Origin of the sequence: Bacillus sp. FSL K6-3431, from assembly GCF_038002605.1 — a bacterium.
In the GTDB taxonomy this organism is placed as follows: Bacteria; Bacillota; Bacilli; order Bacillales; family Bacillaceae_C; genus Lederbergia.
Genome location: NZ_JBBOCT010000001.1, coordinates 3153928 through 3176598, shown reverse-complemented (window position 1 = coordinate 3176598; position 22671 = coordinate 3153928). Strand labels below are relative to the sequence as shown.

Annotated in this window: 16 protein-coding genes and 2 pseudogenes; 12 read left to right on the top strand and 6 right to left on the bottom strand. The window is 36.1% G+C overall.

The window, feature by feature from the left end:
• Positions 1-2 precede the first annotated feature (2 nt).
• Positions 3-1475, top strand: a complete 1473-nt coding sequence (locus tag MHB53_RS15420) for a xylulokinase (protein WP_340919926.1) — start codon at positions 3-5, stop codon at positions 1473-1475.
• A 449-nt stretch (positions 1476-1924) separates the two neighbouring features.
• Here the strand turns inward: MHB53_RS15420 and MHB53_RS15415 are convergent, their stop codons facing one another.
• The gene (locus MHB53_RS15415) at positions 1925-2851 is read right to left on the bottom strand and encodes an aldo/keto reductase (RefSeq protein ID WP_340919924.1); all 927 of its coding nucleotides are present in this window, start codon (positions 2849-2851) and stop codon (positions 1925-1927) included.
• Between the two features lie 194 nt (positions 2852-3045).
• Here MHB53_RS15415 and MHB53_RS15410 point away from each other — a divergent pair, with 194 nt between their 5' ends.
• Entirely contained in the window at positions 3046-6084 is a 3039-nt protein-coding gene (locus tag MHB53_RS15410; protein WP_340919921.1) for a DEAD/DEAH box helicase, read from the top strand.
• A 133-nt stretch (positions 6085-6217) separates the two neighbouring features.
• On the opposite strand, the pseudogene MHB53_RS15405 reads toward MHB53_RS15410, so the two are convergent.
• Positions 6218-7061, bottom strand: a pseudogene (locus MHB53_RS15405) (cbb3-type cytochrome c oxidase subunit I); the annotation flags it as partial.
• 220 nt (positions 7062-7281) lie between these two features.
• Between MHB53_RS15405 and MHB53_RS15400 the strand changes: the two are divergent.
• From MHB53_RS15400 to MHB53_RS15360, 9 genes are all read left to right on the top strand, one after another.
• The gene (locus tag MHB53_RS15400) at positions 7282-8337 is read left to right on the top strand and encodes a Gfo/Idh/MocA family protein (protein ID WP_340919919.1); all 1056 of its coding nucleotides are present in this window, start codon (positions 7282-7284) and stop codon (positions 8335-8337) included.
• Positions 8334-8699: a hypothetical protein gene (locus MHB53_RS15395; protein WP_340919917.1), complete on the top strand. Its 366-nt coding sequence runs from the start codon at positions 8334-8336 to the stop codon at positions 8697-8699. Before MHB53_RS15400 ends, MHB53_RS15395 begins: the two co-directional genes overlap by 4 nt.
• Complete coding sequence (locus MHB53_RS15390) at positions 8687-9208, top strand: hypothetical protein (RefSeq protein ID WP_340919915.1); 522 nt, start codon at positions 8687-8689, stop codon at positions 9206-9208. The genes MHB53_RS15395 and MHB53_RS15390 overlap by 13 nt, the downstream gene beginning before the upstream one ends.
• Before the next feature lie 520 nt (positions 9209-9728).
• Positions 9729-10187 carry a nitroreductase family protein gene (locus tag MHB53_RS15385; RefSeq protein WP_340919912.1) on the top strand — a complete coding sequence of 153 codons (459 nt, stop codon included), beginning with the start codon at positions 9729-9731 and terminating at the stop codon, positions 10185-10187.
• Positions 10188-10427: 240 nt separating this feature from the next.
• Positions 10428-11441 carry an ABC transporter substrate-binding protein gene (locus MHB53_RS15380; RefSeq protein WP_340919910.1) on the top strand — a complete coding sequence of 338 codons (1014 nt, stop codon included), beginning with the start codon at positions 10428-10430 and terminating at the stop codon, positions 11439-11441.
• 23 nt (positions 11442-11464) lie between these two features.
• The gene (locus MHB53_RS15375) at positions 11465-12574 is read left to right on the top strand and encodes an ABC transporter ATP-binding protein (RefSeq protein WP_340919908.1); all 1110 of its coding nucleotides are present in this window, start codon (positions 11465-11467) and stop codon (positions 12572-12574) included.
• Positions 12564-14222, top strand: coding sequence for an ABC transporter permease (locus MHB53_RS15370; RefSeq protein ID WP_340919906.1), 1659 nt, complete (start codon positions 12564-12566; stop codon positions 14220-14222). Before MHB53_RS15375 ends, MHB53_RS15370 begins: the two co-directional genes overlap by 11 nt.
• A gap of 83 nt (positions 14223-14305) precedes the next feature.
• Entirely contained in the window at positions 14306-16018 is a 1713-nt protein-coding gene (locus tag MHB53_RS15365; protein WP_340919903.1) for a sensor histidine kinase, read from the top strand.
• Complete coding sequence (locus MHB53_RS15360) at positions 16011-16805, top strand: response regulator transcription factor (protein WP_340919901.1); 795 nt, start codon at positions 16011-16013, stop codon at positions 16803-16805. The genes MHB53_RS15365 and MHB53_RS15360 overlap by 8 nt, the downstream gene beginning before the upstream one ends.
• A gap of 208 nt (positions 16806-17013) precedes the next feature.
• Here MHB53_RS15360 and MHB53_RS15355 read toward each other — a convergent pair whose 3' ends face one another.
• The 4 genes and pseudogenes from MHB53_RS15355 to MHB53_RS15340 form a co-directional block, all read right to left on the bottom strand.
• Positions 17014-18021, bottom strand: coding sequence for a FecCD family ABC transporter permease (locus MHB53_RS15355; protein WP_340919899.1), 1008 nt, complete (start codon positions 18019-18021; stop codon positions 17014-17016).
• Positions 18018-19028 carry a FecCD family ABC transporter permease gene (locus tag MHB53_RS15350; protein ID WP_340919897.1) on the bottom strand — a complete coding sequence of 337 codons (1011 nt, stop codon included), beginning with the start codon at positions 19026-19028 and terminating at the stop codon, positions 18018-18020. The genes MHB53_RS15355 and MHB53_RS15350 overlap by 4 nt, the downstream gene beginning before the upstream one ends.
• Before the next feature lie 53 nt (positions 19029-19081).
• Entirely contained in the window at positions 19082-20005 is a 924-nt protein-coding gene (locus MHB53_RS15345; protein WP_340919895.1) for an iron-hydroxamate ABC transporter substrate-binding protein, read from the bottom strand.
• Positions 19956-20767: pseudogene (locus tag MHB53_RS15340) on the bottom strand (ABC transporter ATP-binding protein). Before MHB53_RS15340 ends, MHB53_RS15345 begins: the two are co-directional and overlap by 50 nt.
• 159 nt (positions 20768-20926) lie before the next feature.
• Between MHB53_RS15340 and MHB53_RS15335 the strand changes: the two are divergent.
• Positions 20927-21991 carry an NAD(P)/FAD-dependent oxidoreductase gene (locus tag MHB53_RS15335; RefSeq protein ID WP_340919894.1) on the top strand — a complete coding sequence of 355 codons (1065 nt, stop codon included), beginning with the start codon at positions 20927-20929 and terminating at the stop codon, positions 21989-21991.
• The last annotated feature ends 680 nt before the right edge of the window (positions 21992-22671 follow it).

Genomic DNA, 22671 nt, shown 5'->3' with positions numbered 1-22671 from the left:
TTATGCAGTGTGTCGCTGCTTTTGATTTGGGGACGACCGCAATTAAAGGATGTCTGCTAACGCGAGAAGGACAAAATATTGCAGAGCATACTATTAATCTTAATACGAATTTTGGAGAAAATGGTGAATTAGAACAAAACCCCGAGGAATGGTGGAAAGTAATCCAGATAATAACGAATAAGTGGTTTAATGATCAAGGAATTCGGGCGGAAGATATCCAAGCCATTTCTTTTAGTGGACAAATGGAAGATGTAATAATCATTAATGATAATCAAGTAACGACACGCGCAATTCTGTACTCGGATACTCGTGCTTCTGCCGAAGCAGAGATTATTCGTGAACAATTGCCTGAACTGGAAAAGATAACGGGAAATAAAATTGCAGCATCAACCCCATTTGCAAAATTACTTTGGATGCAGAAAAATGACCTAGAGTTTGGGAAGCAGCAACGGTCTGTGGTTTTTAGTGCTAAAGATTATATTCTCTATAAACTTACAGGAGCAATTGTATCGGATTACATTACAAGTGCCACTACTGGACTAATGAATCTGAAAACACGCCAGTGGGAGCCCGATCTTTTGCAAACGGTTGGTATTCATCATATAAACCTACCGCAATTAACCGCACCGGATAAATCTATCGGGAATGTTTCAGCTTATGCATCACAGCTAACAGGGTTTGTTGAAGGTACGCCAGTCCTTTGCGGATCTGGGGATGCGGGTGCTAGTACGATTGGGGCAGGTGCCATTAACGAAGGAGACTGTTATTTGTATTTGGGGACAACTGGTTGGGTGGCTGTTCCTACAGCTGATCCAACTATAAAACCTTCAGGTATCTTTACATTGGCACATATGGTCCCTAATCTTAATATCGCTATTGCACCATTACTTAACGTCGGGAATGTTCATCGCTGGGCAATGCACTCTTTTTTGGCCCAAGAAAACTATGACTTGTATGAGGCATGTGTCATGGAAACTGAGCCAGGTGCAAATGGTCTGCTCTGTTTGCCATATATGTATGGCGAGCGTAGTCCAGTTATAGATAATGAAGCAAAAGGAGCTTTCTGGGGGATTGGACCGAGCACAAGAACACCAGATTTCCTTAGGGCGGTTTTAGAAGGTATCAGCCTATCACTTCGTCAAATCATGGAAATGCTAATGAATGAGGAAAATGGAAACATTACACTCATTGGCGGAGGCGCACAAAGCAAAGTATGGTGCCAAATACTGGCAGATGTTACACAAAAAGAGGTAAGGGTTCCTGGAAATACGGAACTTTTACCGGCATATGGTGCTGCATCATCTGCTTTTCTCCATTTAGGATGGGTAAAGTCATATTCTGAGTTTGTTCATACATTCATATTAAGTAATCAAGCAGATAGATATATTCCTAATAAGGAAACAGAAGATACATACGATCATGCATATGAACGCTATTTAAAGCTTTATCCACTAATGAAAAATATTTATAGTTAATATAAAAAAGTAGCTGTCCGATAAGCAGGAGAATCGGTAAAACGGCTTTCTGTTGATTTTTCATCTTGCTCTAATTTATAAAATGTAAGTTGATTGGAGTAAGGGGAAATCAGTAGACGTTCGATTTACCTTAGTCCTGCTCTTTTTGCAGTAAGGGGAAATCAGTAGACGTTCGATTTACCTTAGTCCTGCTCTTTTTGCAGTAAGGGGAAATCAGTAGACGTTCGATTTACCTTAGTCCTGCTCTTTTTGCAGTAAGGGTAAATCGGTAGACGTTCGATTTACCCTAGTCCTGCTTTTTTCGCAGTGAGGGGACATCGAAGTGCGTCCCATGACCAGGTCGTGCCTTTTTCGCGATGAGAATAAAATTAAGAGGGGCCCCTAAAAAGCCAATTATATGACTTTTTAGCCCCCCTAGAAATGTTAACAAGGCACATATACCGCCTATTTTACGGTACGATATTCCCTGCAGCTTTATAAATTTGATACCATTCTTCTCTCGTCAAAGCGATTTCAGATCCCTTACAAGCATCTTTCAATCGCTGTGCATTCGTTGTTCCAAGCACGACTTGGATATTGGCAGGATGGCGAGTAATCCATGCAGTAGCGATTGCTGTGTTCGTCACTTCATATTTATCAGCAATACTATCAATCACTTCATTCAACTCAGGGAAGTTCTCGACATCACCAAGGAACGGGCCTTTGAAGAAACCATTTTGGTATGGTGACCATGCTTGAATAGTAATATCATTCAGACGGCAATATTCCAAAATGCTACTGTCTCGGTTAATAGATTGGTCAATATTCATATTCAAGGCAATACCTGAGTCAATTATTGGTGTGTGTGCAATGCTTAACTGTAACTGGTTAACTACTAATTTATGTGAATTATACTTTTGTAGTAGTTCAATCTGAGCCGGATTCTGGTTCGATACCCCAAAATACCTTACTTTTCCACTGTTATGTAATTCATCAAATGCCTCTGCGACTTCTTCAGGTTCCATTAATGGATCTGGACGATGGAGTAGTAAAATATCCAGATATTCTGTATTTAAGCGCTTTAAAATTCCATCGACAGATGAAAGAATATGTTCTTTTGAGAAATCAAAATAGTTTCCTTTACTATTAATCCCACATTTACTTTGCAAAATCATTTTATCTCTGATACTCGCATTCATTTGAATGGCCTCAGCAAATAACTCTTCACACTGTCCGCCACCATAAATATCAGCATGATCAAAGAAGTTAATGCCCTCTTCCATCGCCGAGCGAATTAAACGTTCAATTTCAGATACTGAAAGCTGTGGTAACCGCATATTCCCCATGACAATATTAGACACGTTTAAATCAGTGTTTTTAATTTGATTATATTTCATGCGTAAAAGCCTCCCTCAATTTTATCTACACTAATACAATAACCTATAATGAATAGAAATGGTGAACGAAATGATTTGAGAATCGCTACATTATCAAGTTATTATCGGAACACTCTATATTTTGGTACTATAAGTAATAGGAAACTAATTACAATAACGTAATATAAGGGATTTTTATGAGGGAGAGATCATAGATGTTAGTGGAAAAGGCTTTACAGTCCTGGCATTTGTTAGAGACTTTAACACCAAGTGAACTACCTAAATTGACAGATACAATGGAGAAGAAATTTTTAAAAGACAATAAAAAGATCCCTAAAATAGGTCCTTTAGATACTGATAAACTACCGTGGGAAAATATTGAAGAAATAGGTGTTGAAGAGAAATATAAGAATAATATTGAGTTTACAGTGTATTCACATATTCATCGAAAATATGAAATGTTACAGATCTTTAGATCCTATTATCAAATTGAGGACGAAATCATTAATAAGGATATGTCGCGTCTTTTTGGATGTTCGTACAAGGTTGATAAAGAGGGTCAGTATATAAAAGACTCTTTATTTATTCCGCAGGTAATCTATGTTTTATCTCAGATGGAAAAAGGCGGTTCTATCGATTATAAAAATCTAAGCGAAAAGTACCATTTTTTAATTGAAAAGTTAAGTGAGGAAGCAAACCGTCTGTTTTTAAATGGCGTAAACGATTCTAGTTATGCAGAATTTAAGCTATGTCTAGGTGAGTATTTAATTTTATTAGGCGGGGATCGTCAGCCATACGTTGAAGTAAACATATGGAAAGATAAACAAGAAGAAAGTATGAATTTCACTAGTTTTTACATAAAAGATATCGAAACAATTCTCACAGAAAAAAGTTATAATCGATCACTTGAGCAATTTATCAAAGGGACGGATAAGAAAATAGATATCGATGAAAACAAAGCGTATCTGGAGGATGTGTTACAACCTAAAAATCTTCCTATTGCTAGATGGCCATCACCTATTAAATTTCGATTATCGTTAATGCAACAAGTAGCTGTTAATCAAATTGTAAATAATGATCAACCAATTAATTCTGTAAATGGTCCTCCTGGTACAGGTAAAACAACTTTATTAAAAGATGCTATTGCTAATATTGTAGTAAATAGAGCTGTTCAAATGACGACATTTGCTGATCCAACTAAAGCGTTTGAAGCTGTAGGGAAAATCAACCTAAATGGATTTCCTTATACAAGCTATCATTTGGATGAGAAACTTCAAAATCACTCGATTGTTGTTGCATCTAGTAATAATGGAGCCGTAGAAAATATATCGAAAGAGTTACCAGAGAGAGATCAAATTATTAGGGAAATAGATCCCGAAGATACATATAAAGAGTATGAAAATAGCTATAAAGTAGAGATGGAATCTTTAAATTTATTTAGTAAAGCGTCATCATTGTTAAAGAATAATGGTAAGGAGATAAATGAAAACGAAAACTGGGGGCTTTTCTCCGCTGCACTTGGCAGAGGCCCAAACATTGATAACTATGCTTGGTCCCTTTTTACATCGAAAGCAAATATCGGTAATGTTCCTTTCATTAAAGAACTTGAAGAATATAATCAATCATTAGATTCTGATGCTTGGGAGAATGCGGTAAAAGAATTTAATGATTTACTTACAAAAATTAATAGAAAGAAAGATGATTTACAGAAATTCCATGATGACTTTTATAATTGTCAAAACAAGTTTACTGAAAAAGCGGACTTGGAAGATATAATGGAATCAATCAAAAAATCAACCGAAGAATTACAGCTTAAGATAGAATCATTACAGGTAGATAAAAACACTGTAGATAAAAAGTTAGAGTTACTTCCTAAGGAATCTATTTTAAGAAGATTGATTGGTAAGGAAAGCCCTAAAAAGGTAGAACTCAAAGGGGAAAAACTCCATATTATTGAAGAAATAGAAAGATTAGCGAAAGAGAAAGATAGACTGGTTAGTGATGCTAAGGAAAGAAATAATCAACTAGCATTGATTATTGGTGATTTAAAATTATATGAGAAAAGCCTTGATAAGTATCAACAGCAGAACATTACATTACCTAATGAACAATATTGGGCTAAAGAGAATTATGATCAACGTCAAAAAAATACACCTTGGTTAACAGATGATTTATTGTTCGAAAGAGGATTATTATTTATTAAAGCGTTAAATATACATAAAATCTTTAATGCAATTAATCATAAGCCGCTTAAATCTATGTTAAGTATATTAGTGAATCGAAAATCAGTAGATATGAATATTAAAGAAAACTTACATCTACTTGATCATATGTGGCAAACGATTCATCTAATTACGCCGGTTACAAGTACTACCTTTGCCAGCCTCGGTTCAATGTTTAAAGGAATAGGAAAGGATAGTATTGGTTATTTATTTATAGATGAAGCAGGCCAGGCTAGTCCACAACAAGCTGTTGGTGCGATATGGAGAGCAAATCGTGTAGTAGCTGTTGGAGATCCGATCCAAATTGAGCCGGTAGTAACTACAGACCAAACAATATTGTCTGATATTAGAAAACAATTCGATGTAGATGAAAAGTTTGTTGGATTATCAGCTTCTGTTCAGGTTTTAGCTGACCATGCAAACTCATATGGAATGTATAAAGAGAAAGAATGGATTGGCACGCCACTGTGGGTACATAGAAGATGTATGAATCTAATGTTTAATATCGCTAATAAGATAGCCTATAACTCCAAAATGGTGAACGCTGAAGATGGGGCCGGTAAAGGTGACTGGTTTGATATCAAAGGAAAAACGAAAAAAGATCAATATGTAGCTGAGCAAGGAGAATATGTGGCGAAAAAAATGGTAGAATATTGGGGGAAATCATCAGCCGGAAAACTTCCAAATGTTTATATTATCACGCCATTTTCGGCTGTGAAAAACGAAACAATGAAAATAGTTAAAAAGAGTTTGATAGGGGCCGGATTTAATAAAAAGACAGTGGAAGATTGGGTGAAAAAGTCAATTGGTACCGTGCATACTTTCCAGGGCAAAGAAGCGAATATCGTATACTTTATTTGTGGAACAGATGATCAATCCGATGGTGCCGCCCAATGGTCTTGTTCAAAGCCCAATTTGATCAATGTTGCTGTAACAAGAGCAAAAAAGGAGTTCTATATTGTTGGTGACAGAAAAAGATTTAAGGAAAAGGATTATTATGGAACCATTGATAGTGAGCTTTTGAAACTCTAAAAAGTAACAGAAAGTCGGACTTCATATACTTGATTTCCGACTTTCTATTGTTTCAATCATAATCAAGTGTATTAATTTCAACGGTAATCACTATTAACATTGCTAAAATAGCTAAGAACATATTCATCATCTCCTACCGAGTGATAAACCCGCGCGAACCAGGGGACGAATGTTGAATCATATCGTTTAGTGGGATTGCATATGCCATGGCAATAAGGGCGACTGCAAGGCCAATCCAAAGGCCACCAGTTTTCCAAAAACTTCGGTGTATGCGATGTATCACTTTCCGCAATTGGAAATGCTTCAACTTCCTGGCAATGTTGCTTTTGGAGCAAAAAACATAAGATTAATTATGATATAGATTAAGAGCATCGCAGAGAAGAATAAGATTGTTCCCTCAACAGCCATCGTGACATGATTGGCTAAAAGTCCTTCAAACCATTCCAGTGCAGACGGATGCCCGTTATATCCTGCATATGCTGTTCTGCGCGGCGCCCCAAGCAGTCCTAAAATGTGCTGTGCAGACATTAGCAGCATACCAATGGGCCAAGTAAGAATTTGAATGAATGCAAGTTTCTGTAGAGATTTTGTAAACCTCCTACCTGACAAATAAGGAACAAGCCAAAATGAGATTCCCATGAAAGTCATCGCTACTGGGGTTCCGACTGTAATATGGAAATGTCCAACAATCCAAAGCGTATTATGCACAAGTTCATTCAACTGAAAGCTTGCATTGATAATCCCGCCTGCTCCACCAGGAATGAAAAATAACATAGCAATAAAAATCGATGTGAAGCGAACATCTTTCCACGGCAGTTGAGGAAACCAGTCAAATAATCCACTTCCGCCTTTTTTTCTCCCAGCAATTTCAAATGTAGCAACATGGAAAATGCAGTCATGAGTGACGGAACAATGACCATGAACGTCAATACAATCTGCAAGACCTTCCAGAAACTTGAGATGCCAGGCTCTGTTAGTTATAGGTGATAAATCCTGCAGTTTTGACAATTTTTTATAGCAATAGGGTTGTTAAGAAGGTTCTAAATTGTCCGAATTCCGTCTTTACAAAAAGAGGAAGTACATATAATATAGAGAATAATATATTTAAAATGTACATAAAGTTTTGCGTGTTTTGCTTTTAGAATTATCTATATTTTAAGGATAAATACCAAACAACATATTGGAGGTAAATTTAAAATGACAAAAGTAAAAGTAGCAGTTATTGGTTGTGGAACAATTTCTAGTAGTCATATTAAATCTTACGTGGACAATCCTTTAACAGAAATTAAGTATCTTGTGGATATAAAGCAAGAACGTGCAATCGAGAAAGCGGAAACGTATGGTGTCCCTTATACAGAGGCAGATTTCAGAAAGGTACTGCAAGACGAGGAAATTGTGGCGGTATCCATTTGTACACCAAATGATACACATGCTCCAATCGCGATTGAGTGCTTGAATGCTGGGAAACATGTGCTCTGTGAGAAGCCGGCTGCGATGAATATGAAGGAAGTTAATGAAATGAAAGCGGCTGCAGATCGAAACGACAGGATTCTCAATATTGGCGTTGTCAACCGATATAATACAGCGGTCAATAAGATCAAACAAATGATTGATGATGGCGAGCTTGGCAAGGTTTATCATGTATATTGTTCTTTCCGTTCACACCGCTCGATCCCTGGACTTGGAGGACCGTTTACAACCAAGGAAAAAGCAGGTGGCGGGGTATTGATTGACTGGGGTGTCCACTTTCTTGATTTGATTTTTTACAGTTTAAATCAACCGGAAGTTTTGACAGTGTCTGGTGCCGTTCATAGTGAATTGGCAAAGGATATGAAAGATTATACATACACTGACATGTGGGCCGGTCCACCTGACTATGATGGAACCTATGATGTAGAGGACTTCGTTACGGGTCTGGTACGGACGACAGGACCAACGATTAGTCTAAACGGGGCGTGGGCACAAAATATTGGAGAATCGGCTATGTTTATAGAATTTATTGGAGATAAGGCTGGGGTTAAGCTTCAATATGGAGGTAACTTCAAAGTGTATTCTGCAAAAAATGGAACTCTATATGAAACAACGCCATCTTACTCGACAGCAGATATGTTCTATGAGGAAGTGAATGGATTTATTCAATCGTTGACGAAGCAGAAAAAAGGCAGATCGAATATCGACAATGTGATAGTCACTTCCGAAGTGATGGAAGCTATTTATACATCTGCTGAAAGAGGTAAAGAAGTCGAGTTATGAAGAGAATAGGGTTCATTGATTATTACCTCGATGAATGGCATGCGAATAATTATCCTGCATGGATCAAGGAGAACGCCAAGGCGGCTCAGCGAAATTATGATGTGGTCTATGCATGGGCAGAGGTTGATCAACCAAATCCAAATAGCTTAGATACAGCAAGTTGGTGTAGTCAAAACCAGGTTCAGGCTCTTTCTTCAATCGAACAGCTTGTAGAGAAATCAGACTGTATTATGGTCCTCTCCCCCGATCATCCTGAACACCATGAGCGACTTGCGCGTCTCCCGCTTATGTCGGGAAAACCGGTCTATATAGATAAGACTTTCTCTCCGGATTTGGCTTCGGAATACGGATGTTCGAGCTAGCCGATAAGCATGACACCCCGTTATTTTCGAGTTCTGCGTTACGTTTTGCAAAAGAACTGTCAGACTATCCGAATAATGAGGTTAGTCATGAGGCGCTAGAATATGTTTCAACAACAGGGCCTGGTACGTATGAGAATTATTCGGTTCATCAATATGAATTGATTACTTCTCAGATGGGTATCGGGGCGAAACGAATGAAAAGTTTGTCAGCAAATCATAGTAGATTATTGATGATTGAATATGAGGATGGCCGTCAAGCATCGTTTTCTCAGATGCAGCACATGCCATTTCAAATGAACTTACAATTAAACAATGGAGAAGGAATATGGATACCGGCATGTTCTGATATGTTTCCAAGATTAATAGATGTAATCCTACATTTCTTTGAAACAGGGGAATCTCCTGTACCGAAAGATGAAACCTTGGAGATTATGGCACTAATCGAGGCGGGAAAAAAGGCATTAAAGAAACGTGATGTATGGATCACAATTGATTCGGTAATGAAATAAGATAAGCGTAGGGCGTCTGTTTGGCCGACGTACAAACTAGAAGTATTCTGATATGATAAAAGGAAACACAGTAAGCCATCTAGCTCCAGGCACCGTCCTAGTGCCTAGAGCTAGACAATAAGAAAAAAAGAAAAATCCATTACGGCTAAGGTACCTTTGTTACACAATAGCCGTCACAGAACATATCTAGACAAGAAAGTTGTCAATTACTTAAAAGCCCTAATATGACAGCTATTCATATTAGGGCGATGAATAGGCAATTGTATCTCCTACCAAAGAGTTAAGTTTCATCCTATGATAAACGCCTATTTAATCTATTCCTTCTACAATAATATGCATCACTAAAAAGCCTCGAATATACTGACAATCAGAAATATGATGTAAAATCCTCATTTAATTCCTAGTATTCGGGTATAATTAAAGTGTACCAAAGGAGGGATTCATTTGTCTGTTTATGAAGCTATTCAATTGAGACGTGAGATTACTAGTTTTCAAGAGAAGCGGATATTCTAAAGAGGTTTTGGAAGAAATTGTTGATGCTGCATACAACGCACCTTCCGGGAATAATTTACTTTCTCGAGAATTTATTATTGTCGAAAACAGTGAAATGCTAAATCATTTGGGAAAAACGACGCCATTTATGAAATGGATGTCCACCGCACAAGCGGCAATAGTTATTACTGGTCGGCCAGATATTAGTAAATACTGGCTTCAAGATGCATCTATTGCTTCAGGCTTTATTTGGCTGGCTGCAACAGATCTGGGTGTTGGTCTTGGATTTGGTGCCATATATCATTCAGAAGATGAGAAAGAATCATGCATTCGTGAGACATATGCACGGGAAGCACTTAACATTCCGCCAGACAGACGAATTGTTGCTATATTAGGTCTAGGTTTTCCTGCAGAGAATCCTAAAGAGAAAAAAATGCTAAATAGAAAAGATACAGTGTTTTACGAGTCATTTTCTGCAGAGGGTTAATATATAGACTTCTAATGCCTGTCCCCCATATTATTTTTGATTTATAATTAGGGGGCGGGTGTTACATGTTTTATCATCGCCATTTTTTATTCTCCACGATTATCTCCGACTTGACCACATACCCTTTCATCGTTAGTTTTCAAAAGTAGACAATTGTGTTTAAAAGTACTATTGTAAACGTTTTCCGTCAGAATATAATTGACATATAGGCATTCAATTATAAAAATGGGGGGATTTACAATGAGAAAAGTATTTAGTTTAGTAATGATATTAGGTCTAACCTTATTCTTAGTAGCTTGTGGAGGTAAAGAAAGTGCTAGTGAAGACAAGTTAGTTATTTATTCTCCTAACAGTGAGGATATCGTAAATACGATTATTCCAATGTTTGAGAAAGAAACAGGAATCAAAGTAGAACTTATTTCTGCAGGTACAGGGGAATTGATTAAACGAATCTCCTCAGAGACGGAAAATCCATATGCAGATGTCATGTTTGGTGGTAGTAAAGCACAGGCTTTAGGTTATCCGGAATTATTTGAAAGGTATGTATCAAAAAACAATGATGATATGCTAGACGATCACAAAAATACCGAAGGATTTTTAACACCATATATTGCGGATGGCAGTGTGATTTTGGTAAACACAGATTTAATTGGAGATATAAAAGTTGAAGGATATGAGGATTTATTAAATCCAGAACTTAAAGGTAAAATTGCTTCTGCGGATCCAGCAAGCTCTAGCTCCGCTTTTGCACAATTAACGAATATGCTATTGGCAATGGGTGGCGACTATACAGCCGATAAAGGCTGGGATTATGTAACAGCACTTATAAAAAATTTAGATGGTAAAGTTACAAGTGGTTCAGGTGCTGTTCATAAAGGTGTGGCAGATGGTGAATATGTTGTTGGTTTAACGTATGAAGATCCGTCAGCAAGCTATGTGAGAGATGGAGCTCCAGTTAAAATTGTCTATCCAAAAGAGGGTTCTGTATTTTTAGATGCGGGAGTAGAAATTGTCAAAGGTGCTAAAAATCTGGATAATGCAAAAAAGTTTGTTGACTTTATTATCTCTAAGGATGCACAAGATGCTTTCGGAACGAAGCTTACAAATAGACCTTTAAGAAAAGATGTAAAACTTGGCGAACATATGACTCCGCTTGAAGATATTAATATTATCTTAGAAGATGAGGATTATGTAAAAGACAACAGAGATCAACTTGTTGAACAATACATTGATGTTTTTACAAGTGCACAATAAGAACAAAGGAAAGAGGGGTAGCCGTGAGTATTTCAATCAATTTTAAAAATGTTGTAAAAAAATACAACGACGTCACAGTTATTCCAGGACTATCTTTTGATATCAAGCAGGGTGAATTTTTCACCCTGCTTGGACCTTCGGGTTGTGGTAAAACTACTTTATTAAGGATGGTTGCTGGATTCAATAGTATTGAAGGAGGGGAAATATCTTTTGGTGATAAAGTTATCAATCATATCCCTCCACAACATCGAAATATCGGGATGGTTTTTCAAAATTATGCGATATTTCCACATTTAACTGTTAAGAAAAATGTAGCTTTTGGTCTTGGAAATAGAAAATTAGCTAAAGAGGTTATTGAAAAAAGAGTTTCAGAGATGTTGGATATCGTTCAAATAAAACAATTTGCAGATCGTTTACCAGAAAACTTATCTGGTGGTCAACAGCAAAGGGTAGCATTGGCCCGTGCGATTGTAATCCAACCAAGCGTATTATTAATGGATGAGCCCCTTTCTAACCTAGATGCGAAATTACGAGTAGATATGCGTAATGCAATTAAGGATATTCAGAGGAAAGTTGGGATAACAACTGTTTATGTTACACATGATCAGGAAGAAGCAATGGCTGTTTCTGATCGGATTGCAGTAATGAATTTAGGTACTATTCAACAGCTTGGTACGCCACAAACAATTTATCAACGACCAGTAAATACATTCGTCGCAAGTTTTATTGGTCGTACAAATATTATGGAAAGAAATATCGATATTAAAAATGGAAAGTATACGTTAGTGTTTGATGAAAACTATTCTGTAGATGTTACGAATATAGTGATACCGAAAGATAAAGGTAGTGTGCCTGTGAAGCTTTCCGTACGTCCAGAAGAATTTATGCTAGATAAAGATCATGAAGAAGGCATTGAAGCGAAAGTTTTAGATAATGTGTTTTTAGGTTTAAACAATCATTATTTTGTTGAGTTGAATAATGGAGAAAAAGTAGAAGTAATCCAGGAGTCAACGATTGGGGAAGCGATTGAACCCGGAACGAAAGTAAGGCTTCGAGTGCAAAGAGAAAAAATTAATATATTTGATTATGAGAGTGAAATTAACCTTATAGAGGGTGTTACCAATGGCGTCTAATTGGAATAAAAGAAGAGATATATGGTCGTATATTACTTTAGGAATAATTGTGCTATATGCCCTCGTACTTGTTTTCCCCTTGATTGCATTGCTGAAGGAGAGCTTTACAGGTGGAGAAGAAGGCAAATTATCGCTAGAATATTTTTTCCAATTCTTTGGTAAAAAGTATTATTATGGTGCACTTTTTAATAGTTTTAAAGTGACAATAGCCGTAACCATTGCAGCCGTATTTATTGCGACCCCACTTGCGTATATTATGACTACATTCAAAATGAAGGGAAAAATATATATACAAATCATTATTCTTATTTCTTCCATGGCCCCGCCGTTTATTGGCGCATACTCTTGGATTTTATTATTAGGAAGAAATGGTGTTGTAACGAATTTTATGAGTGATATTTTCCGGATTAACACACCAGATATTTATGGATTTACAGGAATTTTAGTCGTACTTACATTACAATTGACTCCATTGGTTTATATGTTCTTAATGGGGGCCTTTAAAAGTATTGATAGCTCACTACTAGAAGCTGCCGAGAGCATGGGATACACGGGTATCAAAAAGATGATGAAGGTTGTTATGCCACTGATTATTCCAACATTGCTAGCTGGTGCATTAATGGTGTTTATGAGAGCTTTGGCAGACTTTGGAACGCCTATGTTAATCGGTGAAGGATTCCAGACGTTACCTGTTCTTATTTTCAATGAATTTATTAGCGAAATGGGCGGTAATGATGGATTTGCTGCGGCAATTAGTGTCATTGTCATCATTATTGCGTTAACTATTTTCCTTTTACAAAAATATATCTCTAATAAACAATCATTTTCAATGAGTGCGTTACGCCCAATTAAAGAGAAACAGGAAAAAGGATTAAAAAATATTTTTGCACACATATATGTTTATGGATTCCTGGCATTTGCATTTTTACCGCAGCTTTATGTTGTGTATACTGCCTTTTTAAAAACATCAGGACGTATTTTTGTAAAAGGATATTCATTAGATAGTTTTAGAATGGCATTTAGTCGTGTAGGTGACGCAATTTATAATACATTTATACTTGGTTTAATTGCCCTATTTTTCGTTGTATTAATTGCGATTCTCATAGGGTATGTCACTGTTAGAAGAAGAAATGCTGCCACAAACGGGTTGGATATTATTTCAATGATCCCATATATTGTCCCAGGTTCTGTAATGGGTATTGCTTTGTTACTCGCATTTAATAGTAAACCATTCTTGTTAAGTGGAACTGCAGCAATAATAATAATCTCATTTGTGATTCGAAGGCTACCTTATACGATACGTTCTAGTGCTGCAATCGTTCATCAAATCAGTCCTAGTGTGGAAGAAGCAGCCGCAAGCTTGGGAGCATCGAACATAAAAACATTTTTCAAAATCACCTTACCAATGATGTTACCAGGGGTTATTTCAGGGGCGATCCTAAGCTGGGTTACAATTATTAGTGAGTTAAGTACATCTATTATATTATACACAGCAAGAACGAAAACAATGACAATCGCTGTTTACACGGAGGTTATCAGAGGTAACTATGGAATAGCGGCTGCATTATCAACGATACTAATGGTAATTACCATAATTTCATTGCTGCTTTTCTTTAAACTGACAGGGAAGAAGGAAGTTGCTATCTAATTTTAAAGTTAAATACTCTCTCTTTCCATAGTATAATTAAGATACTCAATAAAAAATACTATGAGTAAAAAAGGGGTGATTGTATGCTGGAAACTAAAAAAGGAAATTTTAAAGAATCGACAAAATCTCTTTTTTTAAAGTATACGGTCATCCCTATTTTGGTGATTATGATTTTATTTTGTTTGTTTACGGTATTTATTTTTAAAATAAAGGTCGTTCATGATGCAAATAAATCAGCAAATAATGTTGAAAATGAAATGATGAAAATATATAAGATATACGAAAAAGAGATCGAACGCATGTCAGCGTTACCGACCGTTATTGATAATATAAATACAAAACGTAATAATCATCTTGTTTATGAGGAATTTTATAACTTTAATAATCGTCAAGATATTAAAAGTGTCTTTCACTTGGTGGATAACCGAAATGTTCTTTTGGCATCTTCTTCAGTCTCAAAGAGTGAATTAGATAATGAGATTTTACACGAGATCATTCCAAGCATAAAAAAAAGTCCTGATAATCTCTTATTAGAGGCTAAACAAATGCAATATACTCACGGGAAAACAACAGTTTTCAATTTTGGAAAAGCTGTAAAAGAAGACGGTCATATTATTGGATATTTGATTTATCAGCTTTATGAAGAGGATTTACAGCGTCTTATCTTTGGAGAAAAAGCGGATATTGTTGTTATTACAGATAAATATGATCATATTATTATTTCGACAAACAGCATCGTGAAAGGGCTAATGAACAAATTCAGTCCCGAAAGAATTGCAAATTCACGTTTCAAAATAATAGATGAGATTTATTTTATGAAAAGAATTCAAACATCAAATGAATTATTTACTATCTATACATTGAAAAATGTTAAAAATGGAAGTCTAATTATTGTTCTATATATTATATTCATTTTAGTAACTAGTGGTATGTTGTATTTTTTACTGCGAAATTTAGCGGAGAAAATGTCAACGAAAAATGTTCAATCCATTGAAAAGTTAGTTACTGCGGTTTCACGTTTGGAAAAGGGTGATATGAAATCCTATGTGAAAATTAATACTGGAGATGAATTTGAAGTTCTTGCAAACCAATATAATTCGATGTTGGATCATTTAAATGAATTAATTTCAAAAAATAAAGAGTTATCTAATATTAGAAGAATCAATGAAATAAAACTGCTTCAAAGCCAATTTAATCCACACTTTATATTTAATGTATTAGAAACATTGAGATATACGATGTATGTCAATATAGAAAAAGCCCAAGAGATTATCTTCTCATTATCTCGTTTATTACGTTATAGCATTAATAATGACGTGAAAAATGTTCCATTTGAAAAAGATTTAGATTATATTATTGATTACCTGAAATTACATAAATATAGATTTAATGGTCGCCTCGAATATAATATTAATGTGGATGCTGAGATAAAGAAAATACTCGTCCCGAAATTACTATTGCAGCCATTAATTGAAAATGCTATCAAGTATGGATATAGCAAGCGAATGGATCTTCATATTACGATCAGAGGTAAGATAATAGAAGATGAAATCATATTTACAGTGATTGATAATGGAGGCGGGATCGACGCAGAAAAAATCCATGAAATTAGAATACAACTTCTTGTCGCAGAAAGGATTAATGGGGATGATGGAATAGGCCTATATAATACCCATCGAAGAATTGCTCTTCAATATGGTGAAGGTTATGGATTATCGATTGACAGCGTAAATGGCAAAGAAACTAGGGTGGATATAAAAATACCATATAACAGAGGAGCCGATGTGGATGTATAAAGTCTTAATTGTAGAAGATGAAGATATGATCCGTGATGGTTTGAAATATATGGTGGACTGGCTCAGTTTGGATTGTGTTGTAGTAGGTGAAGCGGGCAACGGGGTAGAAGGTCTTGAAAAAATAGCGGAGCTTTCACCAGACATCGTATTACTCGATATAAACATGCCGTTAAAAACTGGCATAGAGTTGTTGGAGGATAATAACGGAAAACATATTTTTAGCACGATTATCCTGTCTGGTTACGAAGACTTTGCTTATGCTAAAAGAGCGATAGAGTTTAAAGTGACCGAGTATTTATTAAAACCTGTCAACCATGCTGAACTATTTGAAGCGGTAGAAAGTGCAAAAGAATCGGTTACTTTAATAAAACAATATCAACTAATACAAAATAAAGTTGCTACACTTGATAAGTTAAACGTACTAAATTTAGATGTCTTGAATGCGACAAATCATAAATCTATACATGTAAAACAAATAATCGAATATATCCAGGAAAACTACCCCCAAAAAATTAGTATGGATGATTTGGTAGATAGACTCGAAATGAGTGCAACGTACATAAATAATAAGATTAAAGAAAGTACAACCTATACATTCAACGAACTTTTAAATCGTTATCGTATTCAAAAGGCAATCGAGATTATCAGTGTGGGAGATGATAAGATATCAACGGTTGCTCTAGATGTTGGTTTTAGCAACTATAGATATTTTATTAAAGTGTTCAAAAGATACACGAAATCCCTTCCGAGCGACTTTCTACACTATTTTAGAAATCAAAAAGAATAGAAAAAGAGTAAGAGCCATACTCATAGAGGGATGTGAAAGAAGGAATAGTATGCATATATTTTTATTGGTAACTCTCAGAATCATGTCATCTCTTATGCCTAGATGGAAGAGGGGGCTCACATCTAAGCATAAGAGATGACAGATTCTATAAATTTAGTGGGGGTGAAGAACCCCAAATGGTTCTTGTTTTTTTATGCATACAAATCTATTATTTTTTCAATAGTAAATACATGAAATACGGTGCACCAATTAAAGCAACCATTATCCCTGCTGGAATGCCATCAGGGTCAATTAAATTACGCCCAATTGTATCGGCTAGTAATAATAACCAACCTCCAATTAATATGGCTACGGGGATAAATAATTGATTTCTAGGACCTACTAATGCTTTTGCAATATGAGGAGACATTAGCCCGATAAATGCAATTCCTCCTGTGACAGAAACGGCGGAAGCTGCTAGTGCTACAGCTGTTATAAGCAATACGATCCGTTCCTTTTCAATCGATACACCAACGCCGATCGCCACAGGTTCACTAAGTCCAAGCAGGTTTAATCGATTCGCTTTGTATAAAGTAAATGGGATAAGTATCATCAGCCATGGAAGTACCGCCCAAATAAACGGCCAATCAGAACCCCATATATTCCCGGCTAACCATTTGGCGATAAAATCTACTTTAGCACGTTCAGCGGATGAAATAAGGATAATCATTGCCCCAGAAAGAGCCATTGAAAATCCGATCCCAACTAGCACTAGTCTTACCGGTTGGAGACCTACATTTCTGTTATATGAAAATAAATATATGAGGCATGCAGTGATAAAAGCACCTATAAAAGCAACAAGGGGGAGCAAATAAACAAATGCCCCAGCTTTGATTGGGAAAAATAAAAAGAAAATAGCAATCGCCACACCTGCCCCAGAGTTGATCCCTATTATTCCGGGATCTGCTAGGTCATTTCTCGTTATCCCTTGTAAAATGGCACCAGATAAAGCAAGTGCCATTCCGGCTAATAATGTTATGATTATTCGTGGTAATCGAACAGAAAAGAAAACGAATTCCTCTTTAAATGTCCCTTGACCGAAAAGTGTTGGAAACAGCCTATCATAAGCTATAGAGGAGTATCCAATTCCCATGCCTATAATGATTGTAACGATAATAAGTAAGAATAAAATGCATAAAATCAATCGCTGTTTCTTTATTAAATTCGCTTGAATCATGAGAACGCTTTGCCTCCTTTACGAACGATTAACAGGAAGAAAGGTAATCCCATCATCGCAACAATGGCTGCTACAGGTGTTTCATATGGAGAGTTGATTATACGGCCGATTGTATCGGCTAAAAGCATAAATATGGCTCCCAATATTCCTGACATTGGTATGATAAAACGATAATCAGTACCAACGATAGCCCGAACAACATGGGGAATCATTAATCCGATAAATGCCATATTACCAACAAGTGCAACAGACGCACCGGCAAGTAGAGTAGTGACAATGAACAGAATAACTTTTAATTGGGTTGTCTTTTGACCTAATCCAACACCAACCTCTTCACTTAAACTTAGAATGGTAAGTTGCTTGGAGAGAAAAATAGAAATAAATATCCCTATCGTAATAAATGGAACGATGACTTGAAGCTGGCTCCAAGAAGTTCCAATCAATCCTCCAGCGGTCCACATCGATACATCTTTTGATATTTTAAAGTAAATACCAATTCCTTCTGCGATGGCGAAAAGGAATGCTGAAACGGCAGCACCAGCTAGTATTAGTCGAAGCGGTGAAAAACCGCCTTTTTTCATTGCGCCAATACCGAATACCATCATTGCTCCGATGGCTGCTCCGATAAAACAAGCAATCATGATACCGAAATAATTCGTGGTTGGGATAAATGCAATAGTAATAGCAAGTGCTGCATTTGCACCAGCAGTTAACCCGAGCAAACCTGGATCGGCAAGTGGGTTTCTTGTCATACCTTGCATAATGGCACCGGAAACCGCTAGAGCAGCTCCAACGAAGGCACCCGCCAATTCACGGGGTAAGCGAATTTCACGGATCATAGAAATTTTATCTCCTGAAGTATGAGAGGTAAAAGATAACCATACTTCTTTAAAGGAAGTATCTGCTGCCCCAAGTACCATAGCAATAAAAAACATACTTACCAAAGTAAGAATACCTGCAATTAGTTTGTAGATAAATGGCATAAAACGTTTGTTTTCTTTCGTCATTAGCTTCTCAACTTTTCTTTTTTTAGTATAAAAGAAGAACACCTTCTTGTAGATTATTTACCTAGAAAGCTTTCAGTAAAAAATTCTAATTGGAAATCTAACGTGATTGGATCATTAAAATAGAACTCTTTCGCATTTACTTCAAAGACCTGATTGTTTTTTACAGCTGAAATGTTTTTGTACGTATCTGTTTCTTGAAATGAATTATCAGTATCTGGATTTTTACTAAATATGACATAATCACCAGCATACTCAGGAAGAACTTCTACTGATAAGGCATAGTAGCCATCTTTTAAAGCCATTTCTTTTACTTTTTCAGGCATTGCTAACTTCATTTCTTGGTAAAGAATTTCCGTACCACGTCCCCAATTATCACCGAATACATAAAGCTGTTTGTCAAAGTTTTCGATGACGGAAACAGTTGTGTCCGCACCAATTTTAGCTTTAATATCTTCACCGGCTACTTGTGCTCGTTGTTTGAAGTTATCAATCCAAGCTTGAGCTTCTTTTTCTTTATTTAAAAGCTTTCCTATTTCTAAGTGTTGTGTTAAATAATCTACTTTTCCATATGTAAATGTTACAGTAGGAGCGATTTCGTTTAATTTATCTACATTGTTTATAGTGGATAAACCAATGATTAAATCTGGCTCCAACTCAATAATTTTCTCTAAACTTTCATCTGTTACCTCTTCCACATTTGTTAATTCAGCCTCAAAACGCGGATTCATTTTAGACCAAGCATCTACACCTACAAGATTTACATCTAAAGCCATGATATTACCTGCAAATGTAGAAAGGACGACAACGCGTTGTGGGTCAGCAGGAACTTCGATCGGCCCATTTTCAGATTCGTATGTGACGGTATCTGATTTATTTTCATCTAGTTTGGAACTGTTCTCATTTTCAGTTTTCTTGCTAGCACATCCACTAATAACTAGCACTAGCAGCAAGAGGAATGGGATCAATAATTTCTTCACTTTTTTGTTCTCCTTTTATTAAATTGTATGTGATACACATTGGTTTATTTATTCGGGGATCTCGATTTCCGCATCAATCTGAAATACTTTTTTCAGCACAGCATGATTTACTACTTCTTCACAATTTCCGAATTTCACAATTTCCCCATCTTTTAAAGCGATGATATAGTCAGCAAAACGAGCAGCTTGATTTAAGTCATGGAGGACCATGATAATTGTCCGTTCCTGTTCCACATTTAACTTTTGCAACAGTTCTAAAACCTCTAATTGATGTGCCATATCTAAATAGGTTGTTGGTTCATCAAGGAAGATAATTTCAGTTTCTTGTGCAAGTGCCATCGCAATCCACACACGTTGACCACCTGATAGTGCGTCTACAGGACGAAATTTAAATTCTGTTGTTCCTGTCACTTCAAGGGCCCAGCCTATAACTTCATAATCTTTTTTCGTCAAGCGCCCAAAGCCATTTTGATATGGAAAACGACCATAGGATACTAACTCTCCGACTGTTAACCCACTTGCGCTTTCCGGAGCTTGTGGAATTTTTGTGTTTTCCTTTGAGATGTTTTCCCCATCTAACACGACCGTTCCAGATTGATGAGAAATAATACGAGTGATCGCCTTCAACAGTGTTGATTTTCCACAACCATTCGATCCGACAATTGTTGTGATCTTTTTATCTGGAATTTGCACGCTGAGATCTTTCACAATTAAGCGTTCTCCATAGCTGATATTTAGGTTATCTGTGTATAGGCGAACCATAGTTGCACCTCCATTAAAAAAAAAGATTGATAAAATAATTGAGAATGATTATCATTTTCGGTATAATGATTACTATAATAGCGTATTTATCTGTTGTCAATAGTTATTCATACTGAGAATGATCATTTAATTTCGATAAATTACCGAGGGGTGACAGAAATGGACCAGCAAGAATTATATGATATGACTGTGATTGGAGGCGGACCAGCAGGTCTTTACTCCAGTTTTTATAGTGGGCTGCGAGAAATGAAAACAAAGCTTATTGAGTATCAACCACAATTAGGAGGGAAAATTCATGTATACCCAGAGAAAATGATTTGGGATATTGGAGGGCAGACACCTATTACAGGTGCCAAATTAATTGAACAGCTAGTCGAGCAAGGATTAACTTTTAATCCTGAAGTAGTTTTGAATGAAAAGATAGAATCAATCACACGTAATGAAGAAGGTATTTTTGTGTTAAGGGCAACCTCTGGTCAACACCATTTTTCAAAAACAGTTATTGTTGCTGTTGGTGGTGGGATTTTAAATCCGCAAAAGCTAGAGATAGAAGGTGCGGAGAGATTTGAAGTTTCTAATTTACATTACACAGTGAAGTCGTTAAAACATTTTAAAGATAAAACTGTAATCATTTCGGGTGGCGGGAATTCTGCGATCGATTGGGCAAATGAACTAAAACCGATCGCGAAAAGTGTATATTTAACATATAGAAAAGATGTTTTAGCAGGGCATGAAGCGCAAGTAACGCAATTAATGAATAGTTCTGCTGCGTGTTTCTTGAATACGTCGATTACAAAACTAATCGCTAGTGCTAATCATGAAGTAATTGAAAGAGTGGAACTGACAAATCGTGAAACAGATGAGGTATCATATCTACCAATTGATGAAGTAATTATAAATCATGGCTACGAGCGTGATACAACATTACTTGAAAATAGCGGGTTAAACATTGCAAAAGCAAATAATTATTATATTGCTGGCAACGCTTCGAGCGAATCTTCCATAGATGGACTTTACGCTGCGGGAGATATTCTTAATCACGAAGGAAAATTACATTTAATAGCTGGCGCTTTCCAAGATGCAGCCAACGCTGTAAACAAAGCAAAACAATTTATCCAACCGGACGCGCAACGAGTAGGAATGGTTTCCTCACATAATGACCTCTTTAAACAGCGGAATAAAGAATTGGTTAAACAACTACTGAATGAATCTATTATTATGTAATGAGAGAAACCACGGGTTTCTCCGTGTTTTGAAGCTGATTTTTTAATAATGATTGGGAAGCATTTTCCAAAAGTTAGGCAATGTCAATATTTTCTCTATAACTTATTTCATAATTTAAAGTTAAAGACAGCGGTATTCCAGCATTCTGGAATACCGCTGTCTACGTTAATTTGGAACCTCCAGTAAAGTCCCTATCTTTATTATTTCCCTTTCTTAACTGTATGAATCTCTTGAGTTAATAAGCTATCTTGATGATGAGAAAATCTAGCTGAACTTTTTCACATAGTCGGATACCAAGTATATTTTTTATGGATCGGCTAGTAGTGAATAATTTTATGAAATCATATGAAGCAAATACTATTCTCTTGGATTCCAGCAAAAAATTTAATTGTACTTAGGATTAATTCAAACACTTGCTATATAAGGATCTTGGTAACTTTAGATTAAAAAAAGAGAAGAGAATTAAAAAAGTACTATAGAATTTTTCTTGAAATTAAAATAGTACAATTGCAGGCAACTTTTAATTTCTATAAGTTTAAAATCATAAAGTAATACAATTTGAATCGGGAGGTGAATACAGACGGCTTTCATTTCTGTGAATGTCATTAATCTATTGAAAAGAAGGTGAATTTGTCATAATGAAAAAGATGATTAGAGCTACGGATCTATTTAATGACAAC

Bases quoted from the DNA above. Each gene is read 5' to 3' on its own strand.
- MHB53_RS15420 (WP_340919926.1), top strand. From the start codon at position 3: ATGCAGTGTGTCGCTGCTTTTGATTTGGGGACGACCGCAATTAAAGGA.
- MHB53_RS15415 (WP_340919924.1), bottom strand. From the start codon at position 2,851: ATGAAATATAATCAAATTAAAAACACTGATTTAAACGTGTCTAATATT.
- MHB53_RS15410 (WP_340919921.1), top strand. From the start codon at position 3,046: ATGTTAGTGGAAAAGGCTTTACAGTCCTGGCATTTGTTAGAGACTTTA.
- MHB53_RS15400 (WP_340919919.1), top strand. From the start codon at position 7,282: ATGACAAAAGTAAAAGTAGCAGTTATTGGTTGTGGAACAATTTCTAGT.
- MHB53_RS15395 (WP_340919917.1), top strand. From the start codon at position 8,334: ATGAAGAGAATAGGGTTCATTGATTATTACCTCGATGAATGGCATGCG.
- MHB53_RS15390 (WP_340919915.1), top strand. From the start codon at position 8,687: ATGTTCGAGCTAGCCGATAAGCATGACACCCCGTTATTTTCGAGTTCT.
- MHB53_RS15380 (WP_340919910.1), top strand. From the start codon at position 10,428: ATGAGAAAAGTATTTAGTTTAGTAATGATATTAGGTCTAACCTTATTC.
- MHB53_RS15370 (WP_340919906.1), top strand. From the start codon at position 12,564: ATGGCGTCTAATTGGAATAAAAGAAGAGATATATGGTCGTATATTACT.
- MHB53_RS15365 (WP_340919903.1), top strand. From the start codon at position 14,306: ATGCTGGAAACTAAAAAAGGAAATTTTAAAGAATCGACAAAATCTCTT.
- MHB53_RS15360 (WP_340919901.1), top strand. From the start codon at position 16,011: ATGTATAAAGTCTTAATTGTAGAAGATGAAGATATGATCCGTGATGGT.
- MHB53_RS15355 (WP_340919899.1), bottom strand. From the start codon at position 18,021: ATGATTCAAGCGAATTTAATAAAGAAACAGCGATTGATTTTATGCATT.
- MHB53_RS15350 (WP_340919897.1), bottom strand. From the start codon at position 19,028: ATGACGAAAGAAAACAAACGTTTTATGCCATTTATCTACAAACTAATT.
- MHB53_RS15335 (WP_340919894.1), top strand. From the start codon at position 20,927: ATGGACCAGCAAGAATTATATGATATGACTGTGATTGGAGGCGGACCA.